The following is a 20,989-nucleotide window of genomic DNA, read 5'->3' as shown; positions in this document are numbered from 1 at the left end:
CAGTCGTCCCCATGGCGCAGGTATCCCACGTGTGCGGGAACAGGCATGGGGACACCCATATCAGCGCGAGTAAATGTTCAGACCAGGGAAGAAGAAAGCCACTTCTGCCTGGGCAGTTTCCGCAGCGTCGGAGCCATGCACTGCATTGGCATCGATGCTGTCCGCGAAGTCGGCGCGGATGGTGCCGGCTTCTGCCTTCTTGGGGTCCGTGGCGCCCATGAGTTCGCGGTTTTTCAGAATCGCGTTTTCACCTTCCAGAGCCTGGATCATCACAGGACCGGAGATCATGAAATCCACCAGATCCTTGAAGAAAGGACGCTCTTTGTGCACAGCGTAGAACTGCTCGGCCTCCAGGCGCGACAGGTGAGCCATACGTGCAGCCACGATCTTGAGACCAGCCGCTTCGAAGCGTGCATAGATCTGACCGATGACGTTCTTTGCCACTGCGTCGGGCTTGATGATGGAGAGAGTGCGTTCGATTGCCATATTGATTTCCTGAATTGATGTTGCTGTAATTCGTTTGTCCACCGGACAAAGCCCTCGATTCTAACCGGGGAGCCCGGGGTAGCACAGCGCCTAGCGCCCGCCCCCGCCCCGACGTGGACCTCCGCCACCAGGGCGGCGTTTGTCCTGGCGATGCCGAGAGAGACTGTCCATGCCGATATAGCCCACCGATGTTTTCATCGGATCGGGCTGCGCCGCGCCGCGCGGGCGGTCTCCACCACCTGCATTGTTGCCACGGTCGAACCCTTGCCCCCCATCACGGCGGGGTTTCTGCCCTCGGGGACCACCGGGCGCACCCTGCGACATGTCGCGGCGCGGCCCGTCGCCCACGCGGGGGCCATTGCGCCCCCGGTTGCGCTTGTTGCCACTCCGTCCGCCGCCAGCCCCCGACCCTTCATCCGAACGAGCTTCCGCTGCTTCCGGACGCCCGGCGCCCGCCGCCTGCACCAGGGCCCGGATGTCGCCCTCATCCAGTTCCAGCCAAGCACCGCGCTTGAGACCCCGGGGCAGCACCATGGCACCGTACCGAATGCGGATCAACCGACTGACCGCATGGCCCACAGATTCGAGCATGCGGCGCACCTCGCGATTGCGCCCTTCGGAAATGGTGACCCGGTACCAGCAATTGGAACCTTCGCCTCCACCATCTTCGATGGAACCAAACGACGCCATGCCATCGTCCAGGCGCACGCCATCGAGCAGCTTCTGCTTTTCCTCATTGCTGAGGGCGCCGAGCACACGCACAGCGTATTCACGCTCCAGCCCAAAACGAGGATGCATGAGCTTGTTGGCCAGCTCTCCCGAGCTGGTGAACAGCAGCAGGCCTTCGGTATTCAGATCCAGGCGCCCGACCGACTGCCATTTGCCCTGCATGAGCCGGGGCAGCTTGCGAAAGACGGTGGGCCGGTTCTGGGGATCGTCATGGGTCACCACCTCCCCCACAGGCTTGTGGTATGCAATCACCCGCGCTGGCGGCGGGTCTATGCGGTAGCGGATGGGTTTGCCATTGACCTTGACCTGATCGCCGAACTGGATGCGCTGGCCGATGTGGGCTGGCTCGTTGTTGACGGAGATGCGCCCTTCCAGAATGAGTTGCTCCATCTCCAGGCGCGAGCCAAGTCCCGCCTGCGCCAGCACCTTGTGTAGCTTGGGGGTTTCCACCTGGGGCAGAAGCACCCGCTTAGGCGGAACCATCTCTGCGGAGGCATCATCCTCATCGAAGCGCCCCGACACCACATCTTCAAACTGGTATCCCTGAACCGCAGGAGCACCCACCTTGCGCTTGTCGCGCCCAGCGCCGTCGAGGCGCGGCTGCCGAGCCCGCCCGTCCCCACGATTCTGGCGCTCGCCATGGCGAGGTTCGGGGGTGGCATCAGACGCCCCCGCCTCTGCCTCTGGAATTGCAGGCTCATGCGCAACCACAGGAGCGACCGGTACATCCTGCTGGCTCAACCCATGCGGCAACTCCCCGGCCAGGGCAGGTGCCTCAGCAGCATCCAAAACGCGCACGTTCACAGCATCCTGCACTTCCACGGCTTGCGCTGGCTCGACTATTTTCTTGCGCGGGGCACGTTTGACAGCGGCTTTTTTGGGCACTGCGGCTGTCGCTGAAGGATCAGCATCCGGCAGATCGGCCGGGATTTCGGGGGTCGAATCGTTCATCAAGTATTTCCCTGGATACCACCCGGGGTATCGGCATCGTCATCACGGAGATCCGTCTCCGCACTCTGAAAAAAATCATCCACACGCAGCAACTGCCCACTGGCGGCAACAGCCTCCAAAGACTCTGATGGCTGACTATCCATCGCCACAGCCAGCAGTTCAGCCTCGGCCTCAGGCGTTGATTCCGGCTCTATCACTCCTTGCGCTGCAGCGGCCATTGCTTCCAGCACATTCGCATTGCCTGAGGGGTCGTCAAGCACCGGCAATTGGTCTAACGACTGCAATCCCATGTCATCCAAGAACTGCCGGGTGGTTGCAAACAGCGCGGGGCGCCCCACCGTTTCCCGGTGACCAATGACCTCGACCCAGCCGCGGTCTTCCAACTGCTTGACGATCAGGCTATTGACCGTTACCCCCCGGATGTCCTCGATGTCGCCGCGCGTAACCGGCTGGCGATACGCAATGATCGCGAGTGTCTCCATGGTGGCCCTCGAATAGCGCGGAGGCTTTTCGGGGTGCAACCTGTCGAGGTATTCACGCATTTCGGGACGGCTCTGAAAACGCCAGCCCGTGGCCACCTGCACCAGCTCTACACCCCGCTGCGTCCATTCAAGCTGCAACTCCTGCAACAGCAACTTGAGCGTGTCCGACCCCAGAGCGTCATTGAAAAGCACCCGCAGCTCGCGCAAGGGCACAGGCTGCTGCGCGCAGATCAGCGCAGTTTCGAGGACCCGTTTGGCATCCACCGTGTTCATGGTTCAGCGATTCCTGGAAAAGTGCCACGCGTTGCAACGGGTGGCACATCAACAGCAGGGGCAATCAATGGCGCGCTGTGCAAGGGCGCTGGCGCGACGCAGAAGCCCGGCGGGATTCCGTCTTCGGGCTGGGGCCAGTCTGGCCGTCAGGGCGCATTGTAGCCCAGCCCCCACAGGGAGAGGGCTTGGCGCATGTCTTCGGGCACAGGAGCATGGAATTCCAACGCCTGGCCCGTGACGGGATGCACAAAGGCCAGGCGGTAGGCATGAAGGGCCTGCCGCTGCATCGCCCCGAGCGGAGCTCCCCCATAGAGGCTGTCCCCCACCAGTGGGTGCTTCAGAGATGCCATGTGCACCCGGATCTGGTGGGTGCGCCCCGTGTGCAGGGTGCATTGCACCCAGCAACCGTCGTCCGTACCAGCCAGGCAGCGGATATCGGTCCGTGCCAACTTGCCAGCATGGAGTGCCAAGTCCACCACCGCCATGCGCAGGCGGTTGCGTGGATCTCGGCCGATGGGAGCATCCACCGTTCGCGTATTGGGTCCCGACCAGGCGCCGTGGGCCATGGCCAAATACTGGCGCTGTACCTTGCGCTCCGCAATCAGTGCAACCAACGCGTCCATAGTGGCACGATCACGGGCAACCACCATCAAGCCACTCGTATCCTTGTCGAGCCGGTGCACGATGCCAGCGCGTGGCACGGTCAATGCCTTGTCGTCGCGGGCGAGCAAGCCGTTGAGCAAGGTGCCACTCCAGTTCCCCGGCGCGGGGTGGACCACCAGACCAGCGGGCTTGTTCACCACCAGCAGATGCGCATCCTCATGGACGACCTCAATGTGCATGGGCTCGGGCCGAAACGCCTGGCTCTGCAGCGTGGGCCGCATTTCCAGCACCACCTGATCGCCCACCTTCACCCGGGTCGCCGACTTCGTGACCGGTTTGCCATTGAGGCTGACCAACCCTTGCACCAGCAATTGCTGCAGATAGCTGCGGGAGAACTCGGGCACCAGATCGGCCAGCGCCTTGTCCAGCCGGGCAGCGTGCTGCCCGGCGCCTATCTGCGTGGAGCGAAGCTCGCTCCCGGATTCGTCCGCCAGTCCTTCAGACTCCTCGCTCAGCAAGTCATCTGCGGCTCCGGCCGGTTCATCCGCACTGCCAGATGCGCCCAGAGGCGGTTGAGCCACAGCCGGGCTCAACGGGGAGGCAGGTAACGCGATGGATCCACCGGCTTGCCCTGGCGGCGGATTTCAAAGTGCAGCTTGACGCGATCGGCGTCGGTGCTGCCCATCTCGGCGATTTTTTGCCCCTTGCGCACGGCCTGATCTTCCTTGACGAGCAAGGTCTGGTTATGGGCATATGCCGTCAAAAACGTGTTGTTGTGCTTGAGGATGACAAGGTTGCCGTATCCGCGCAGCCCAGCGCCCGCATACACCACCCGGCCATCGGCGGCGGCAAGGACCGGATCACCTGCCTTGCCAGCAATGTCGTAGCCCTTGTTGCGTGCCTCGTCAAAACCGGCAATCAACGAGCCAGGCGCAGGCCAGATGAACGCCATGTCATCCTCGGCCGCGGCAGCGGGTGCGGCAGGCGTGGCGGGGGCAACGGCCACCACAGGGCCAGAAGCCGCCGATGTTGCAGGTTTCGCGGCACTGGCCGCAGGGGCTGGCGTGCTCGCAGGTGCTGCAGGCGTGATGGAGGAAGACGTGACAGGACGGGTGACCACGCCGCTGTCCGACGCGACCGCCTGCGAAGCAGCAACCGGTGGCGCCACGCGCAGAACCTGGCCCACTTCGATCAGATTTGCGTTGTCAAGGTTGTTCCAGCGCGCAATGTCTTTCCAGCTCTGGCCGGACTCCAGCCCGATTCGGATCAGGGTATCTCCAGGCTTGACTGTGTAATAGCCAGGCTTGCCCGCATTTTCAGCACCCGGCAGTGGCTTGATGGGGGTGCCAACCACCACACCTGGCTGTGCAGAGGATGAAGGAGCGGAGGAGGAGGATGTGCCTCGGTCTTCCACTGGAGCCTTGTTCAGCCGGGTGCCGCAGCCACTGAGCGCCAAACCCGCCAGTGCCACAGTAAACCCAACCACAAGACCACGCGATACGAACATAAGCAATTCCCTTCAGGCAATCCCCGATTTTAGAGGGACAAAATGCACAGGCTCCAGCACGCTTTGTTTCAATCCGTGTGGGGTTTTGTCGATCACAAGCAACATCTGCTGCCCCCCCGCAAGCGCCATGGGCGCAACCAGCCTGCCGCCCACGGCCAATTGATCGCACCAGGCCTGGGGCACAGCATCACCACCGGCTGCGGCAATGATGGCCGCGTAAGGCGCACCCTTGGCATAGCCGAGCATGCCGTCACCGAACAGCAGGTGCACATTGGCCAGCCGAAATGGGCGCAGGTTGTTGCGCGCCTTGTCGTGCAGGCCACGCAGGCGCTCCAGGGTGTAGACCTCGCGCGCCAGGTGGCTCAGCACGGCGGCCTGGTAGCCGCAGCCCGTACCGATTTCCAGCACACGCCCCAGCCCATCGGTGCGTGCGCCTTCGGCGCCCAGGAGCAATTCGCACATGCGGGCGACGACATTGGGCTTTGAGATGGTCTGCCCCAGACCAATGGGCAGACTGGTGTCCTCATACGCCTGGTTGACCAGGGCGCTGTCCACAAAACGGTGGCGTTCCACGGTGCCCATGGCCTGCAGCACCGCAGCCGATGTGATGCCCCCTGCCGCCAGCTTTTGCACCATGCGCGCGCGCACCGCCGCAGAATCCAGCCCAACGCCCACAGGGGGTGCTGCCACTGGATTGCGCGCAGCGGGAGCCACCGGAGTGGCCCGGACTGCCGCAGGACCCGATCCGGGCAGCCGGGCCGGGAATCCAGGGCGGCGCTGCATCAGAGCTCCGGGGCGCCAGCCGCCCCTGCCGCAAGCCGGGACGCCGTTTGCGCCCAGTAGCCAAGGTTGTCATGGTCGGTCAGGTCCACCTTCAGTGGAGTGATGGACACATGGCCCTGCGCCGTGGCATGGAAATCCGTGCCCTCCGCATCGTCCTTGGCGGCTCCCGCGCCACCAATCCAATACATCGCCTCACCCCGGGGGCTTTCCTGCACGATCACGCGCTCGGCCGCGTGGCGGCGTCCCAGGCGGCACAGCTTGATGGGCTGCAGCGCCGCAAGCGGCATGTTGGGAATGTTCACATTCAGCAGCCAGGGTGTATCGGTCACCAGGTTCTGGGCGCGCATCTGCTCCACAATCTCCCGCGCCTTGGCCGCTGCAGCCTCGATCTCGCCCCAGCCCTTGTCCACCTGCGAGAAGGCAATGGCCGGAATGCCAAACAGATAACCCTCCATCGCGGCGCCCACGGTGCCTGAATAAATGGTGTCGTCGCCCATGTTGGCGCCATTGTTGATGCCCGACACCACCAGATCGGGCCGGTAGCCCAGCAGCCCCGTCAGGGCGATGTGCACACAGTCGGCCGGCGTTCCGTTCACATAACGGAAGCCGTTGTGGGCCTTGTGCACATACAGCGGCGAGTGCAGGGTCAGCGCATTGGACTTGGCACTGTTGTTGTGCTCGGGCGCGACGACTTCAACCTCCACCCCGTCGAGGGTTTTCAGGGCATCGTGCAGCGCCACGATGCCCGGAGCCTGGTAGCCGTCGTCGTTGGAGATCAGAATTTTCATGGGTTGCGGTAGAGCTTGCAACGGATTGTAGGTGGGGCACCCGCCCACACCCAACGACCCGCCCTCCGTCGCTCGTGGGACATCGTGCGCCCGGGTGCCCCGCCTATCATGCTGACCACATTGACAGGAGACTTTTCCCATGCACGCTTGGCTTTGCACCAACCCCACCGGCGTTGACGCCCTGGCCTGGACCGAACTGCCCACGCCCACGCCCAAGGCGGGCGAGGTGCTGATCGAGATCAAGGCGGCCAGCCTGAACTTCCCCGATCTGCTGATCGTGCAGAACAAGTACCAGATGAAACCGCCCCTGCCTTTCGTCCCCGGCTCGGAGTACGCAGGCGTGGTGGCAGCCGTGGGTGAAGGCGTCACCCACCTCAAGGTCGGCCAGAACGTGGCCTGCCTGTCGGGCACCGGCGGTTTCGGCACCCACACCATCGCCCCGGCAGCCCTGTGCATGCCGCTGCCGGATGGCTTTTCGCACGTGGACGCTGCGGCGTTCATCATGATCTACGCCACCTCGCACCATGCCCTCGTAGACCGCGCACAGCTCAAGGCAGGCGAGACCGTGCTGGTGCTGGGCGCCGCCGGGGGCGTGGGCACGGCCGCCATCCAGATCGCCAAGGCCATGGGCGCGCGCGTGATCGCAGCGGCCTCCAGCGATGAAAAATGCGCGCTGTGCACTTCCATCGGGGCCGATGCCACCATCAACTACAGCAAGGACAACCTGCGCGACGCCATCAAGGCGCTGACCGACGGCAAGGGCCCCGACGTGATTTATGACCCTGTGGGCGGCGACTTTGCCGAGCCCGCGTTCCGCTCCATTGCCTGGCGCGGCCGCTACCTGGTGGTGGGTTTTGCCTCCGGCCCCATCCCGGCCCTGCCCTTCAACTTGGCGCTGCTCAAGGGCGCCTCCATCGTGGGCGTGTTCTGGGGCGACTTCGCCAAGCGCGAGCCCAAGGCCAACGCCGCCATGATGGGCGAGCTGGCGCAGTGGTACGCCCAGGGCAAGATCAAGCCCGTGATCGACCGCACCATGCCCATGGCCGAGCTGCCCGCCGCCTACGCGCACATGGGTTCACGGGGGGTGATGGGCAAGCTCGTGATGGTGAACTGACGCCTGCTCCTGCCAGGCCACAAGGCTTGGCAGAGCCAGCCCCTCAGAAAGCGGCGCTGTGTCACACTCGCACCTCCTGCTTTCCTCTGACACTGGTGTCCGCACATGGCCGACCGACCACCTTCCGAAATTGCGCGCGAGACGCTCAAGCAGCTAGCCACCCGCCGCCTGCCCCCAACGCCCGACAACTACCTGGCGCTGTACGACGAGATCGCAGGAACCCGCAGCCCCCAGCCGTTCCCGGACGGCCAACTGCACCACATCCTGCGGGTGCTGCCAGGGCAGACACCGGCCCAGAAGCGGCTCTTGGGGCAATTTGAGCGCGCCGTCAACAACAAAGACTGGACTTCGCTACAAAGTGTGCTGGTCGGCTACGCCAACCTGGGGCTGAGCCCGGCGGCGGCGGCCCCGGTAGAGACGGCTGCAAGCACCACCGCCCCCGGCAACCCCGGCGTCCTGCCGGACGAGTTTGCGCAGATGCTCGCCCGCCTGATCGACAACACGCTGCCCGCGCTGGGCGAAGACGATGCCCGCGTGATCGAGATGGCGCAAAAGCTCATCGCCTTTCTGAAAGAGCCCGCACCGCCCATCTCCACCGTCCAGCTCATGCTGGGGAACTTCACCTACCGGCTGTCTTTTGCCACCGAAGACCAGGCCGCCATCCGCTCCAGCCTGCTGGAGCTGCTCCACATGGTGTTCGAGAACATCGCCGTGCTCAGCGTGGAAGACCGCTGGCTGCACGGCCAGGCCGAGGCGCTGATGGCAGCATCCACCCCGCCGCTCACTTTGCGCCGCCTGGACGATGTGCAGCGCCGGCTCAAGGACGTGATCTTCAAGCAGACCGAGGCCAAGGCGCGCACCGTGGAAGCGCAGGAGCAGATGAAGGACATGCTGGCCACCTTCATCGAACGGCTGGCCAAAATCACGGCGTCCAGCACCACCTACCAGGGCACCATGGCACGCTGCGCCGACCTGATCGGCAAGGCCAACACCCTTGAGGAAATCGCCCCCGTGCTGCAAGAGGTGATGACCGCCACCCGTTCGATGGCGCTGGACAGCCGTGTGGCCCACGACGAGCTTCACGACCTGCGCGAGCGCACCGAAGCCAAGCGCGCCGAAGTCGCCAAGCTGCAGGAAGAGCTGGACCGCGCCAGCGCCCAGGCCCGGCACGACCCACTCACCGGCTCGCTCAACCGCAAGGGCCTGGACGAAGCCATGGAGCGCGAAATCGCCCGCGCGCGCCGCCTGGGCTCGCCGCTGTGCCTGGCGCTGCTGGACGTGGACAATTTCAAGACCATCAACGACCGCCTGGGCCACTCGGGCGGGGATGCGGCCCTGGTGCACCTGGCCCAAGTCACACGCGAAGTCATGCGGCCACAGGACCTGCTGGCGCGTTATGGCGGCGAAGAGTTCGTGCTGGTGCTGCCCGACACTTCGGTAGAAAGCGGCGTGGCCGCGATGACGCGGCTGCAGCGCGAGCTGACCACACGCTTCTTCCTGCAGGGCAGCGAGAAGGTGCTCATCACGTTCAGCGCTGGTGTGGCCCAGCTGCACGACAGCGAAGGCAGCCCCGACGCCATCCGCCGCGCCGACCAGGCGATGTACCTGGCCAAGCGATCGGGCAAGAACCGGGTCATGGCGGCATAGGGTGAAGCACCCCCTGAGTCGCCTTCGGCGCCTTCCCCCTCTCCTTCGGGAGGGGGACGCCACCAGCGCACGCAAGCGAAGCGCCGCATCCGCAGCTTGGCGGCCCTTGCGCGGTGGCCGCTGGCCTGGGCCGCGCCGGTTCTGAGCGCAGCGCACCTATCCAGCGCCCCGCAATGAATCCAGAGCAGAGACGCGCATTTTTGCGGAAGGCCATCCTGGCCGCCGCTGCCACCCAACTGCCCCGCTGGGCATGGAGCAACGCACCAGCACTACAGAGCAACCCCTTCGCGCTGGGCGTGGCCAGTGGAGACCCTGCGCCTGACGGCGTGGTGCTGTGGACACGGCTGGCGCTAGCAGACCCGGCGCTGATGCAAGCGGCCCACACCGTGCGGTGGGAGGTGGCGCACGATGTGCGTTTTGCACAGATCGTGCAAAAAGGCGAAGCCACCGCCCTGCCTGCGCTCGGCCACAGCGTGCATGCGGAGCTGCAGGGCCTGGCGCCAGGCCGCTGGTACCACTACCGCTTCATGCTGGGCGATGCCATCAGCGCCACCGGCCGCACGCGCACGGCCCCGGCCCCCGGTGACCTGCCCGCCACGCTGCGCATCGGCTTTGCCTCCTGCCAGCGCTGGGAACACGGTCACTACGCCGCCTGGCACCATCTGGTGGCCGACCAGCCCGACCTGGTGCTGTTTCTGGGCGACTACATCTACGAGTACGCCTCGCCCAAAAACACCACCGACCTGGCGCGCACCCACAACCTGCGCCACGCCACCACGCTGGCGGACTTTCGCGAGCGCTACGCCCTGCACAAAAGCGACCCCGCCCTGCAAGCCGCCCACGCTGCCTGCCCCTGGGCCGTGACCTGGGACGACCACGAGGTGCAGAACGACTACGCCAGTGGTACCGGTAAGGGCGACGATGGCAGCTTTCTGACGCTGCGAGGCGCCGCATGGCAAGCCTTCTACGAAAACATGCCGCTGCGCGCCGCCAGCCTGTACGACCCCGCCTCCGGCACCCGCTGGGACGCCCTGCAGGTCTACCGCCGCCTTCGCTGGGGGCGCCTGGCCCACATCCACCTGCTGGACAGCCGCCAGTACCGCACTTGGCAGGCCTGCCGCACGCCCCAGTCCGCCAGCGCGGGCGCTGTGCGCGCGGCAGACTGCGCCGACCTGGCCAGCACCGCCCGAACGCTGCTGGGCGCAGCGCAAGAGCAGTGGCTGGACACCGGCCTGGCCGCCGACGCACACACCAAAGACGCCGCCCGCTGGAGCGTGCTGGCACAGCAAACCCTGTTTTCGCCGCGCCACTACCCGTCGGGCGTTACGTCCGCCGACAGCTGGGACGGTTACCCCGCAGCCCGCGCGCGCCTGCTGCAGGCCGTGGCACAGCACGCCCCGCGCAACACCGTGCTGCTGGGCGGCGACATCCACCAGAACTATGTGTGCAGAGTGCACGCCAATCCCGATCGCCCGGAGTCGCCCGTGGTGGCCAGCGAGTTCTGCGGCACGTCCATCAGCTCGCGCTCGGGCACCACACAAGATAAGGTGGACGCCATCGCCCGGCACAACCCGCATGTGCTGCTGGCCCGCTGCGACCAGCGCGGCTATGGGCTGGCAGACATCACCCCCACGCGCTGGACCATCACCCTGCGGGTGCTGGACGACCCGCTGCGCGCGGACAGTGCCGCCACCACGCTCGCCCGCTTTGTGGTGGAAGACGGGCGGCCCGGGCCCAAGCCAGCATGACGGCTGCTTGATTGCTATGCTATTTATAGCTATTAGCGCTTGATGAATAAGCGCTAGAGGCTAAAAACACCCAAATTTTCGGAGCCTGTAGCGCGATGTAACGCCCCGGCGTCGCTCCGGCCGGTCCGCGTACCATGGCCACTTCTTCGCCCCTTCGCTTCTCGCCACCCAGGAGTTGTCCATGCCCAAAACCACCACGCACCCCCTGCCCTCCCCCCGCGCCATCACCTTCAGCCTGAGCCTGCTGGCCTCGGCCGTGCTGCTGGCAGGCTGCGCAAGCGCCCCGTCACAGTTCGCCTACACCGTGCCCGCCCAGCCCGAAGGCTCGTCGGGCTACACCGAAAAGCCCGGCTGGGCCACCGAGAAATTTGCCGTGGCCGCCGCCAACCCGCTGGCCACGGATGCGGGCTACCAGATCCTCAAGGCCGGGGGTTCTGCCATCGACGCAGCCATTGCCGTGCAGATGGTGCTGACCCTGGTGGAGCCGCAATCGAGCGGCATCGGCGGCGGCGCCTTCCTGCTGCACAGCACCGGCAAAACCGTGGAGGCCTACGACGGCCGCGAGACTGCCCCCGCCGCTGCGGACGAAAAACTCTTTCTCGGCGCCGACGGCAAACCCGTGCAGTTCTACGATGGCGTGGTGGGCGGCCGCTCGGTCGGCGTGCCCGGCACCGTGCGCATGCTGGAGATGGCGCACAAGCAGCACGGCAAGCTGCCCTGGGCCACGCTGTTCCAACCCGCCATCACCCTGGCCGAAGGCGGCTTCAAAATCAGCGCACGGCTCAACACCTTGGTCAAGGCCGACCCGCACCTCAAGAAGGACCCGGTGGCTGCCGCCTATTTCTACAAGGCCGACGGCGACGCACGTGATGTGGGTGTGAACCTGCGCAACCCCGAGCTGGCCGCCGTTCTGCGCCGTATAGCCACCGAAGGTAGCAAGGCACTGCACGAAGGCGAAATCGCCCAGGCCATCGTGGACAAGGTGCAAAAACACCCCACCAACCCCGGCAAACTCAGCATGGCCGACCTGGCCGGCTACCAACCCAAAAAGCGCGAAGCGCTGTGCCACGACTACCAGGTGCAGGCCAAAGACTTCCGCATCTGCGGCTTCCCGCCACCCAGCTCGGGCGCCATTGCCATCGGGCAGATCCTGGGTATCCTGAAAAACACCGACGCCGCCGCCAAGCCGCTGCAAGACGGTATTCCCTCAGCCGACTGGCTGCACCTGTACACCGAAGCCACCCGCCTGGCCTTTGCCGACCGTGCGCTGTACGTGGCCGACCCTGACTTTGTGCAGCCCCCCGGCGGCAGCTGGACCAGCCTGATCGCCCCCGTCTACCTGGCCGAACGCGCCAAGCTCATCGGCACGCAAAGCATGAAGGTCGCCCAGCCCGGCAACCCGGCCGCCGTGAAGACCAGCTACGCTCCCATGCCCGACCAGCCCGAATACGGCACCAGCCACATCAGCATCGTCGATGCCTTTGGCAACGCTGTGGCCATGACCACCACCATCGAAGACCAGTTCGGCGCGCGGCAGATGGTCAAGGGCTTCTTGCTGAACAACGAACTGACCGACTTCAGCTTTGCCCCCACCGACGCCCAGGGCCAGCCCATTGCCAACCGCGTGCAGCCCGGCAAACGCCCCCGCTCGTCCATGGCACCCACGCTCGTGTTCGACAAGGCCACCGGCGAGCTGCTGATGAGCGGCGGCAGCCCCGGCGGCGCGGCCATCATCCACTACACCGCCAAGACGCTCTACGGCGTGCTCAACTGGGGCCTGATGCCCCAACAAGCCATCAACCTGCCCAACTTCGGTTCCATGAACGGACCGACGCTGCTGGAAGAAAAGCGCTTCCCCCCCGCCACGGTGGAAACCTTGCGCGCCCGCGGCGCCGAGGTGCGTGAGATGAATATGACGAGCGGGTTGCAGGCCATCACGCGCGGGCAGGCGCATGGGAAGAAGCTGTGGATGGGGGGCGCGGACCCACGGCGTGAAGGGGTGGTGATGGGGGATTGAGATGGAGGTGTTGATGCCTCGGCATCAACGCCTCCATCTGCAGCCGGACTTGAAACCCTTCACGCTGCGAGCCCCACAAGCTTGTCGAAGCGACGCGCAAGGCTTCGACAAGCTGTGCCGGAACAGGCCGTTCAGGACTGAAGGCCTGACTTGATCTTGCGAACCGCTGCAACGTCGCCAAGGAATACTTGCAGTGCATCCTTGTCTTCACGCGAAAGGTCCGCGCTGTCGAGAAGATGGAGTTGGTGGACTACAACTTCCAGTGCCTCTGCGAGCCTGCCGATTTGCTTGCCGTAACTGCCAACCTTCTCCAGCACGGCTTGCTCTACCTTGGCGTTTGAAGTCGCTCCCAAGTTGACCTGAAAGAGATTGAACGACCAGTTGGGAAGGATTGGCTGGGAGAGCGCTGTAGGGGCCAGTTGAAGTGGCATGTAGAAGTTTTGCAATTTGCACTCCCAGTGAAGTTCGTGAGTTCGGACGGCAATGCCTGCGTTCCCCGGCGGTGGGCTTTGTGCAGCCGGACGTTCGAGCCAAGCGGAAGATGGTGGCATGACGACTGTCACACGAGGCCGATGATAGCCAGCACACCTAGCAGGCCAGGCGGCGCGCCGTAGGGGCTCCCACTTAAAGACTACCAACTCGGCGTCACCTCTTTCGCCGGATGACAAATGCGTTCTCAGCACGTTGAAAGCCGATTGCAGGGTAATAGGACATCGCATTCGGCGCTGACAGCAGTATGAGAGCGACCTCTTCGCCAATGACCGCCTGCGTCCGCCTGATCAGTTCCTTGCCCACGCCTCGACCCTGAAGAGCCTTGTCGACAGCAAGGTCAGAGAGGTAGCAGCAGTAGGCGTAGTCGGTGAGTGATCGACTCAGTCCCACCAGGCGTCCATCCTCCCAGGCCGAGATCACGAGGCTCGGCGCCGCGAACATGCGCGCGATTCGGGGAAGGTCAGAGGTTGGACGCGTGATCCCTGACGCGTCGAAGACCCGAACAACTTCGACTGGATCTAGCGGTACGTTGTGACGGTACTCGAGTTGAGGCATGGGATCGCGAATGGGATGTGATGTTGAATCGTGTGACGCTTGACGTTAGCGCTCAGCGGACGGCGAAGCCGACTCTCGCAGCAGAGTGTTACCAGCATCTGCTGGAGACCGAAAACGATACACGGATGCGCCACGATCATGGGAAGGCGCAATGTGAGGACGAAACCCCGCAGTGGCGTTACGCCAAAACAACTCGGCTCCAACATTGCCAGGATAGCTTGCGACAGACCACTCGCCCGGATGCGCTTGGAAGAGCGCCAAGGCGGCCGCCCTCCCCGCGCCGCGGCGCCGATAGCGTGGCTCAACCCAGAACTCAGCTATCTCATGCAGCCCGCGCTCAATGTTTCGGACGAGAGCAAATCCCGCCACGTTATCGCCCACTCGAAATAGGTACGGCGTTCGCCCCGCCTCCTGCCAGTACAGGTGCAAGTACGGGTAGTCCGTACTGGCGCCCAACTCCGACAAGTATCTGTAGAGCAGCGCTGCCACGAGATCATGGTGCTCCCGAGCAACTCGCTCGACGGTTAGGAGATGATCTGGAGTCATCATGATGGATACAGGTTGTGCGGAGCGGCGCGCACCCCGGGGCTTGAACTTGGCACTTTATGCTTCACGCGTCCACTCCTGTGATGGCGTGGACTCATTGGTTGTTTGGGTGAAGGCGTGGTGATGAGACTGAGCTGAATCCGAGAAAAATTGCCGCCATCGTGCTTCGCACCGACAAGCTGAGCAAAAGGCGGCATGCTGGAACCTGCTTATTTAGATACCCGATTGTCACAACCAACGCTCCAGCACCTTCGGCACCCCCGCCATCAACATCGCCACCCCCGACAGCGTCAGCATCCCCAACACAATCTGCCGAAACCTCGCCTCGCTGATACCGTGGTACAGCTTGGCACCCAGCAGCGTCGGCACCAGCATGGCGGGCACCACGATGGCCAGCAGCGGCAGCGCCTCGCGAGTGACGAGGCCGGTGGCCAGGTAGGTGATGAAGGTCACCAGCAGCATGGCCAGGTTGAAGTTCTGGATGATGGCGCGCTGCACGTCCTTGTCCAGACCGCGCAAGGTGCACCACAGGGTGGGCAGCACGCCGGTGAAGCCGCCCAGGCCACCCATCACCCCACCGGCCAGGCCCACCACCGCGTCGGCCACGCGGCCGCCCCGGGTAATGCGGGGCAGCTGTTTGGCCATCAGCATGGCTGGGCACCAAAGCACCAACAGCGTGCCCAGGATGACCTTGAACGCGTCCATGTCCAGCCGGGGCAATACGGCCACGCCAATGGGGATGCCCACCAGGCCACCCAGCACAAAGGGCAGCAGGCGCACCCGGTCAAACCCCCGGCGCACGGTGGCCGCCGCCACCAGCTGGCCGGTGAGCGCGCCGCACACCGCCAGCAGCGCGGCCAGGCGGGGTTCCAGCGTCCAGGCCCAGAACGACATGGCCACCATGCCAAAGCCGAAGCCCGACAGGCCCTGCACAAACCCGGCGGCCACGGCGCCCAGGGCTACGATCAACAGCACGGAATCCATTGCACCTCCACTGCTATCGGCTGCGTTCAACAATCCGCTCACGCTGAGCTTGTCGGAGCGCTGCACAAGGCTTCGACGAGCTCCGCCTGAACGGCTTCGGTGATCGCAGACACGCAATTCGTTTTAAGGGGCTGGTGAGCCAGCCGTGTCCATTGTGCAGGTTGGTTCGCAGGCGCACTCGAGCACAGGAGCACCTTGGCCCGCACACACCTTGTCCATCAATACAACGTGGCTTGCTGGCGCGCGGGCAGTTCGCGGTCGTAGGTGGCGCCGTCAAACCGGCCCTGCGTGATGGACGCGAGGATGGCACCAGGGGTCGGCACCGTGCGCGGGGTGCCAGGCGGTACAGCGCTCCATAGGCGCGAGCGTTGGATGGCGCGGGCGCACTGGAAGTACACGGCTTGCACATCAACGACGATCACGCATTTGGGCGACTGGCCGTTGACCACGAACCGCACCAGCAGGTCGGGCGCCACGCTGATGCGCGCGTGGCCGTTGACGCGCAGGGTTTCGCCCACGCCGGGGATGAGAAACAGCAGCGCCACGCGCGGGTCTGCCACGATGTTGCGCAGGCTGTCGGCGCGGTTGTTGCCGCGGCGCTCGGGCAGGAGCAGAGTCTTATCGTCCTGCAGCTGCACAAAGCCCGCCGGGTCACCACGCGGCGAGGCGTCCAGCCCGCCAGGGCCGGTGGTGGCCAGCACGGCAAAGGGCGACGCCGCGATCATGGCGCGGTAGGCGGGGTGCACATACGGGAGCTCTTTGTGGACGGAGGCGTCGCTGAGTGGGCCCAGCAAGGCCTCCAGGCGTGGCAGGGTGTCGATGGCATGCTCGTCGCGGGTGGGTGTCATGGCGGTAGCTTCCTTGGGGTAGGGTGGCAAGGGAACGGCCATGGTGCGGCAGGCCCGCCGCCCCGACAAACGACTTTGCGGCAGGTCACGCGTGCAAAAAGCGCACACATGGAGTCCGGCATTGGGAGTGTCGTGCCAGGGGCGGAGCGCAATCCGGCCCGTAGGCAAGACACGCGCCGCTCCTTTGTTCAGCGTGCGGGACGCAGCTTGACGCCGGGGAAATCCACCGGCACCGCGAGCGCCACGTTCACGTAGTTGGTGAACAGGTTGAGCGCCACATGGCCCACGATCTCGACGATGTGCTCGTCGCTCCAGCCGTGGTCGCGCAGCGCCTGCACATCGGTGGCATCCACCTGGCCACGTTCATTGACCAGCTTCAGCGCAAAGCGCAGCACGGCGGCGGTGCGCGGGTCGGCGGATTCGCCCGACTGCGCGGCGGCCAAATCGTCGCCGCTCACGCCTGCCTTGCGGCCCAGCGCGGTGTGGGCGGCCAGGCAGTAGTCGCAGGCATTGCGGTTGGCCACGGCCACGGCGATCTGCTCGCCCAGTGCGGCACCGATCACGCCGCCACCCAGCGCACCAAAGGCGGCCCACATGCTTTGCAGCCCGGCAGGCGAGTTGGCCACCGCGCGGAACATGTTGGGGGTGGCACCGAAAGCGCCGTGGATCTGGTCGAGCACGGTGCGCACGGGGCCGGTGGCGGCGGTGCGGTCAACGAGGGGGACGCGGGCAACGGAAGATGAGTTAGCGGACATGGTGTGGATTTCCTTGAAGGTCATGAAAGACGGTTTGGTTTAAAGGGCCGGTGCTTGGTTAAGGGGTTAAGCACCGGGTGCCTGTTCTCAGCACCCTTGCAGTGTCCAGCGTCAGCTCGTACCATTGGACACATAAAATCCATTATTCATACCCAATCATCCAGAATCACCATGAATGCCCGCGACACTTGCACCACGCCTCTGCCAACGCAGGCACCCGCTCCGTTTGACCGGCTGTCGTCGCTGCTGGAGCGCTTTCGGGTGCGCGCCCACCTGTTCCACAGTGGCCCGCTGTGCGGCGTGACCCACTTTGCGGCGGCGCCCGGGCGCGGGTTTCTGCATGTGCTGCGCCGTGGCGAGATGGTGGTGACGCACCAGCCCCAGGCGGGGCCACCGGAGCGGCTGGAGGTAGCTGAGCCCAGCCTGCTCTTCTACGCCCGACCGCTGGAGCATTTTTTTCACAACGCGCCCACGGAGGGCTCGGACTTCACCTGCGCGGCGCTGGACTTTGACGGTGGTGCCAGCCACCCGCTGGCCCGCTCCCTGCCCCCGCTGGTGCTGCTGCCCCTGGGCAAGGTGGACGGGCTGCAGCAGTCGCTGGACCTGCTGTTTGCCGAAACCGACCGCCTGCGCTGCGGCCACCGCGTGCTGGCCGACCGGCTGTTTGAAGTGGTGCTGCTGCAGCTGCTGCGCTGGCTGCTGGACCACCCCGAGCAGGCGCACGTGCCGCCCGGCCTGCTCACGGGTCTTGCCGACCCTGCCCTGGCCCGCGCCCTCACCGCCTTGCACGATGCGCCGGGCCAGCCATGGAGCCTGGCGCAGATGGCTGCGCAGGCAGGCATGTCGCGCAGTGCGTTTGCAGCCCGCTTCAAGGCGGTGGTGGGCGACACCCCCGCCGACTACCTGGCGCACTGGCGGCTGACGCTGGCGCAGGCCCATCTGCGCGGCGGACGGTCGTTGAAGTCGATTGCCAACGAGCTGGGTTACGCCAACCCCTCGGCGCTGTCGCGCGTGTTTGCGCAGAAGGTGGGCATGTCGCCACGGGTCTGGCTGGAGGGCCTTGCAGCATAGCGAGCTAAGCCGCCACCTCCTCTGCCCGGCTGGACGCGCGGCCCACGGGCCGTCACAATTTCCTGCGCCGGCTGCACAGCGCCAGGATTTTGATAAAAACAGGCCCTAGCGCTTATCCTGATTGCGCAAACAGCTATTTAATTGATAGCACAACTCTGCGAATTGATCAGCCGCCGGAAAGGATTCACGCCATGAACGCCGCTCTCACCCAACTGGCAGCCGACTGCGGGCTGGCCAGCGACGCCCACACCCCGCTGCGCCTGGCCTTTGGCCTGGCCTGTGTGCAGCGCGTGCGCCATCTGCTGGAAGATCCGGAGGCCATCGCTGGCCTCGACGTGCTGGCCGCGTTCACGGCGGGCACGGTGGATGCGGCCACTTTGGCCAACGCAGCAGAGCGGCTGAAAGCGGTGGCCTCGCACCACCGGGGCTCGCAGTCGCTGGACGGGTCGGCCCATGCCGCCGTGTCGGCCACCTACGCTGTGGCCAACGCGCTGGCGGGCCGGGCGCTGGAGGCCGCCAGCTACGCGGCCTATGCCACGGTGTATGCCTATGGCGGGTATGCGGTGCAAGACCTCTCGGCGTTTGAGCCAGAGCACCAGTGGCAGGCGCAGGCGCTGCAGCGGGTGCTGGACGATGCGGCGACCCTGCGGTCGGCGAGGCCCCTTGCCGCCAGCCAGCCCTGCGCATGAGCCGCCAGCAGGTTCTCGCCGCGCTGGCCGCCCCGCTGCGTGCGATCCTGGAGGCCGAACTGGCGCAGGGCAACGTTATCGACGAGGTGGCGGACTGGCCGCCCCGGTGCGAGTTGCTCGTGATACTGAGCCGCCCTTTCGCGAAGGCCTACCCGACCGGGCCTGACGTGGAGTTCACCGCCATCGAAGACCGGCACTACTGGAAGTCCGAATACAACCTCGATGGCGGCCGGCAGACGCTGGCGTGCGGTTTTGGCTGAGCCGGGTGATCAGACGTTGATGGCGGCCGCCGAGCCGGCCTGCTTGCGCAGCTCGAACTTCTGGATCTTGCCGGTGCTGGTCTTGGGCAGCTCGCCAAACACCACGGCACGCGGCACCTTGAAGCCCGCCAGGTGCTTCTTGCAGTGCGCCACGATGTCCTCGGGCGTGGTCTGCGCACCGGCCTTCAGCTCCACAAACGCACAGGGCGTCTCGCCCCACTTGGGGTCGGGCTTGGCCACCACGGCGGCGGCCAGCACGTCGGGGTGGCGGTAGAGCACGTCTTCGACCTCGATGGACGAGATGTTCTCGCCGCCCGAGATGATGATGTCCTTGCTGCGGTCCTTGATCTTGATGTAGCCGTCGGGGTACTGCACGGCCAGGTCGCCGCTGTGGAACCAGCCGCCTGCAAAGGCCTCGTCGGTGGCCTTGGGGTTCTTGAGGTAGCCCTTCATGGCGATGTTGCCCTTGAACATGATCTCGCCCATGGTTTCGCCGTCCTGCGGCACCGGCAGCATGGTCTCGGGGTCGAGCACGCGCACGTCGCGCTCCAGGTGGTAGCGCACGCCCTGGCGGGCATTGAGGCGGGCGCGCTCGCCGATGTGGAGCTGATCCCAGGCCTCGTGCTTGGCACACACGGTGGCGGGGCCATACACCTCGGTCAGGCCGTACACATGGGTCAGGTCGACCCCCATTTTTTCCATGCCCTCGATCATCGAGGCCGGTGGCGCGGCACCCGCCACCATGGCCTTGACGCCTGCGGGAATGCCCACCTTCATCGCTTCGGGCGCGTTGACCAGCAGGCCGTGCACGATGGGCGCGCCGCAGTAGTGCGTAACGCCGTGGGTGCGGATGGCGTCGAAGATGGCCTGCGCGTCCACCCGGCGCAGGCAAACGTTGACGCCAGCACGCGCCGCAATGGTCCAGGGAAAGCACCAGCCGTTGCAGTGGAACATGGGCAGCGTCCACAGGTACACCGCATGTTTGGGCATGTCCCACTCCAGCACGTTGCTGATGGCATTGCTGGCGGCACCCCGGTGGTGGTAGACCACGCCCTTGGGGTTGCCGGTGGTGCCGGATGTGTAGTTGAGCGCAATCGCATCCCACTCGTCGGCGGGCAGGCTCCAGGCAAAGGCCGCATCGCCGCTGGCCACAAAGGCTTCGTAGTCGGTGCCGCCCAGGCTTTGAACTGCGGGTCCATAAAGCGCGTCCTGCACCTCGATCACGCGTATGGGGGTAGTGCCCATGCGCAGGGCCAGTGCCTTGGCCATGGTGCCGGTGAACTCCGGGTCCACGATGACGGCCTTGGCCTCGCCGTGGTCGAGCATGAAGGCGATGGCCTCCGGGTCGAGCCGGGTGTTGAGGGTGTTGAGCACCGCGCCCGCCATGGGCACGCCAAAGTGCGCCTCCACCATGGGTGGGGTGTTGGGCAGCATCACGGCCACGGTGTCGTTCTTGCCAATGCCGGCCTTGGTCAGCGCACTGGCCAGCTGGCGGCAGCGCGCGTAGGTCTGTGCCCAGGTCTGGCGCAGCGTGCCGTGCACGATGGCCAGACGGTCGGGGTAGACCTCGGCCGTGCGTTCGATGAACGACAGGGGGGACAGGGCAGCGAAGTTGGCTTCGGTGCGGGGCAGGTGCTGGTCAAAGATGGAGGTCATGGGTC

The 20,989-nt window shown here is 65.3% G+C and carries 21 protein-coding genes; 7 read left to right on the top strand and 14 right to left on the bottom strand.

The features are described 5' to 3' along the window. Positions 1 to 60: 60 nt before the first annotated feature. The 7 genes from ndk to surE form a co-directional block, all read right to left on the bottom strand. Positions 61 to 486, bottom strand: a complete 426-nt coding sequence (ndk, locus tag C8C93_RS03375) for a nucleoside-diphosphate kinase (RefSeq protein WP_015013410.1) — start codon at positions 484 to 486, stop codon at positions 61 to 63. A 90-nt stretch (positions 487 to 576) separates the two neighbouring features. After that, positions 577 to 2,166 (bottom strand): pseudouridine synthase, encoded by a 1,590-nt coding sequence (locus C8C93_RS03370; RefSeq protein WP_121505918.1) that lies wholly within the window; start codon positions 2,164 to 2,166, stop codon positions 577 to 579. Further along, positions 2,166 to 2,921: an SMC-Scp complex subunit ScpB gene (gene scpB / locus C8C93_RS03365; RefSeq protein WP_055398663.1), complete on the bottom strand. Its 756-nt coding sequence runs from the start codon at positions 2,919 to 2,921 to the stop codon at positions 2,166 to 2,168. Before scpB ends, C8C93_RS03370 begins: the two co-directional genes overlap by 1 nt. Positions 2,922 to 3,067: 146 nt before the next feature. Then, entirely contained in the window at positions 3,068 to 4,105 is a 1,038-nt protein-coding gene (locus C8C93_RS03360; protein ID WP_370108124.1) for an RluA family pseudouridine synthase, read from the bottom strand. 8 nt (positions 4,106 to 4,113) lie between these two features. Next, entirely contained in the window at positions 4,114 to 5,031 is a 918-nt protein-coding gene (locus C8C93_RS03355; RefSeq protein WP_121420604.1) for a peptidoglycan DD-metalloendopeptidase family protein, read from the bottom strand. Positions 5,032 to 5,043: 12 nt separating this feature from the next. Next, positions 5,044 to 5,814 (bottom strand): protein-L-isoaspartate(D-aspartate) O-methyltransferase, encoded by a 771-nt coding sequence (locus tag C8C93_RS03350; protein ID WP_121505917.1) that lies wholly within the window; start codon positions 5,812 to 5,814, stop codon positions 5,044 to 5,046. Next, positions 5,814 to 6,602: a 5'/3'-nucleotidase SurE gene (gene surE / locus C8C93_RS03345; RefSeq protein WP_055398666.1), complete on the bottom strand. Its 789-nt coding sequence runs from the start codon at positions 6,600 to 6,602 to the stop codon at positions 5,814 to 5,816. The genes C8C93_RS03350 and surE overlap by 1 nt, the downstream gene beginning before the upstream one ends. A gap of 139 nt (positions 6,603 to 6,741) precedes the next feature. Here surE and C8C93_RS03340 point away from each other — a divergent pair, with 139 nt between their 5' ends. From C8C93_RS03340 to C8C93_RS03325, 4 genes are all read left to right on the top strand, one after another. Next, positions 6,742 to 7,716: an NADPH:quinone oxidoreductase family protein gene (locus C8C93_RS03340; protein WP_008905961.1), complete on the top strand. Its 975-nt coding sequence runs from the start codon at positions 6,742 to 6,744 to the stop codon at positions 7,714 to 7,716. A 105-nt stretch (positions 7,717 to 7,821) separates the two neighbouring features. Further along, positions 7,822 to 9,363 (top strand): GGDEF domain-containing protein, encoded by a 1,542-nt coding sequence (locus tag C8C93_RS03335; protein ID WP_121505916.1) that lies wholly within the window; start codon positions 7,822 to 7,824, stop codon positions 9,361 to 9,363. A 173-nt stretch (positions 9,364 to 9,536) separates the two neighbouring features. Continuing rightward, complete coding sequence (locus tag C8C93_RS03330; RefSeq protein WP_121505915.1) at positions 9,537 to 11,111, top strand: alkaline phosphatase; 1,575 nt, start codon at positions 9,537 to 9,539, stop codon at positions 11,109 to 11,111. Between the two features lie 181 nt (positions 11,112 to 11,292). Continuing rightward, positions 11,293 to 13,128, top strand: coding sequence for a gamma-glutamyltransferase family protein (locus C8C93_RS03325; RefSeq protein ID WP_199726977.1), 1,836 nt, complete (start codon positions 11,293 to 11,295; stop codon positions 13,126 to 13,128). A gap of 131 nt (positions 13,129 to 13,259) precedes the next feature. Here the strand turns inward: C8C93_RS03325 and C8C93_RS03320 are convergent, their stop codons facing one another. The 6 genes from C8C93_RS03320 to C8C93_RS03295 form a co-directional block, all read right to left on the bottom strand. Further along, a complete protein-coding gene (locus C8C93_RS03320; RefSeq protein ID WP_147433724.1) occupies positions 13,260 to 13,574 on the bottom strand; it encodes a hypothetical protein in 315 nt (104 codons plus the stop codon). A gap of 199 nt (positions 13,575 to 13,773) precedes the next feature. Continuing rightward, complete coding sequence (locus C8C93_RS03315) at positions 13,774 to 14,175, bottom strand: GNAT family N-acetyltransferase (RefSeq protein WP_121505913.1); 402 nt, start codon at positions 14,173 to 14,175, stop codon at positions 13,774 to 13,776. A gap of 45 nt (positions 14,176 to 14,220) precedes the next feature. Further along, on the bottom strand, positions 14,221 to 14,721 hold the full coding sequence (locus C8C93_RS25625) for a GNAT family N-acetyltransferase (RefSeq protein WP_370110781.1): 501 nt from the start codon (positions 14,719 to 14,721) through the stop codon (positions 14,221 to 14,223). A gap of 228 nt (positions 14,722 to 14,949) precedes the next feature. Continuing rightward, on the bottom strand, positions 14,950 to 15,705 hold the full coding sequence (locus C8C93_RS03305; protein WP_121505911.1) for a sulfite exporter TauE/SafE family protein: 756 nt from the start codon (positions 15,703 to 15,705) through the stop codon (positions 14,950 to 14,952). A 218-nt stretch (positions 15,706 to 15,923) separates the two neighbouring features. Then, on the bottom strand, positions 15,924 to 16,553 hold the full coding sequence (locus C8C93_RS03300; protein WP_121422789.1) for a pyridoxamine 5'-phosphate oxidase family protein: 630 nt from the start codon (positions 16,551 to 16,553) through the stop codon (positions 15,924 to 15,926). Positions 16,554 to 16,741: 188 nt separating this feature from the next. Further along, complete coding sequence (locus C8C93_RS03295) at positions 16,742 to 17,308, bottom strand: carboxymuconolactone decarboxylase family protein (RefSeq protein ID WP_121508637.1); 567 nt, start codon at positions 17,306 to 17,308, stop codon at positions 16,742 to 16,744. A gap of 171 nt (positions 17,309 to 17,479) precedes the next feature. Between C8C93_RS03295 and C8C93_RS03290 the strand changes: the two genes are divergently transcribed. From C8C93_RS03290 to C8C93_RS03280, 3 genes are all read left to right on the top strand, one after another. Continuing rightward, positions 17,480 to 18,379: an AraC family transcriptional regulator gene (locus C8C93_RS03290; RefSeq protein WP_121505910.1), complete on the top strand. Its 900-nt coding sequence runs from the start codon at positions 17,480 to 17,482 to the stop codon at positions 18,377 to 18,379. A gap of 191 nt (positions 18,380 to 18,570) precedes the next feature. Beyond that, positions 18,571 to 19,068 carry a hypothetical protein gene (locus tag C8C93_RS03285; protein WP_121505909.1) on the top strand — a complete coding sequence of 166 codons (498 nt, stop codon included), beginning with the start codon at positions 18,571 to 18,573 and terminating at the stop codon, positions 19,066 to 19,068. Further along, a complete protein-coding gene (locus tag C8C93_RS03280) occupies positions 19,065 to 19,328 on the top strand; it encodes a hypothetical protein (protein WP_121505908.1) in 264 nt (87 codons plus the stop codon). Before C8C93_RS03285 ends, C8C93_RS03280 begins: the two co-directional genes overlap by 4 nt. Before the next feature lie 9 nt (positions 19,329 to 19,337). Here the strand turns inward: C8C93_RS03280 and C8C93_RS03275 are convergent, their stop codons facing one another. Continuing rightward, positions 19,338 to 20,984: an acyl-CoA synthetase gene (locus C8C93_RS03275; protein WP_121505907.1), complete on the bottom strand. Its 1,647-nt coding sequence runs from the start codon at positions 20,982 to 20,984 to the stop codon at positions 19,338 to 19,340. Positions 20,985 to 20,989 lie beyond the last annotated feature (5 nt).

This window comes from Acidovorax sp. 93, from assembly GCF_003633835.1.
GTDB lineage: Bacteria > Pseudomonadota > Gammaproteobacteria > Burkholderiales > Burkholderiaceae_C > Acidovorax > Acidovorax facilis.
The sequence above is the reverse complement of the archived record's forward strand: the minus strand, read 5'-3'. Positions and strand labels throughout refer to the sequence as shown.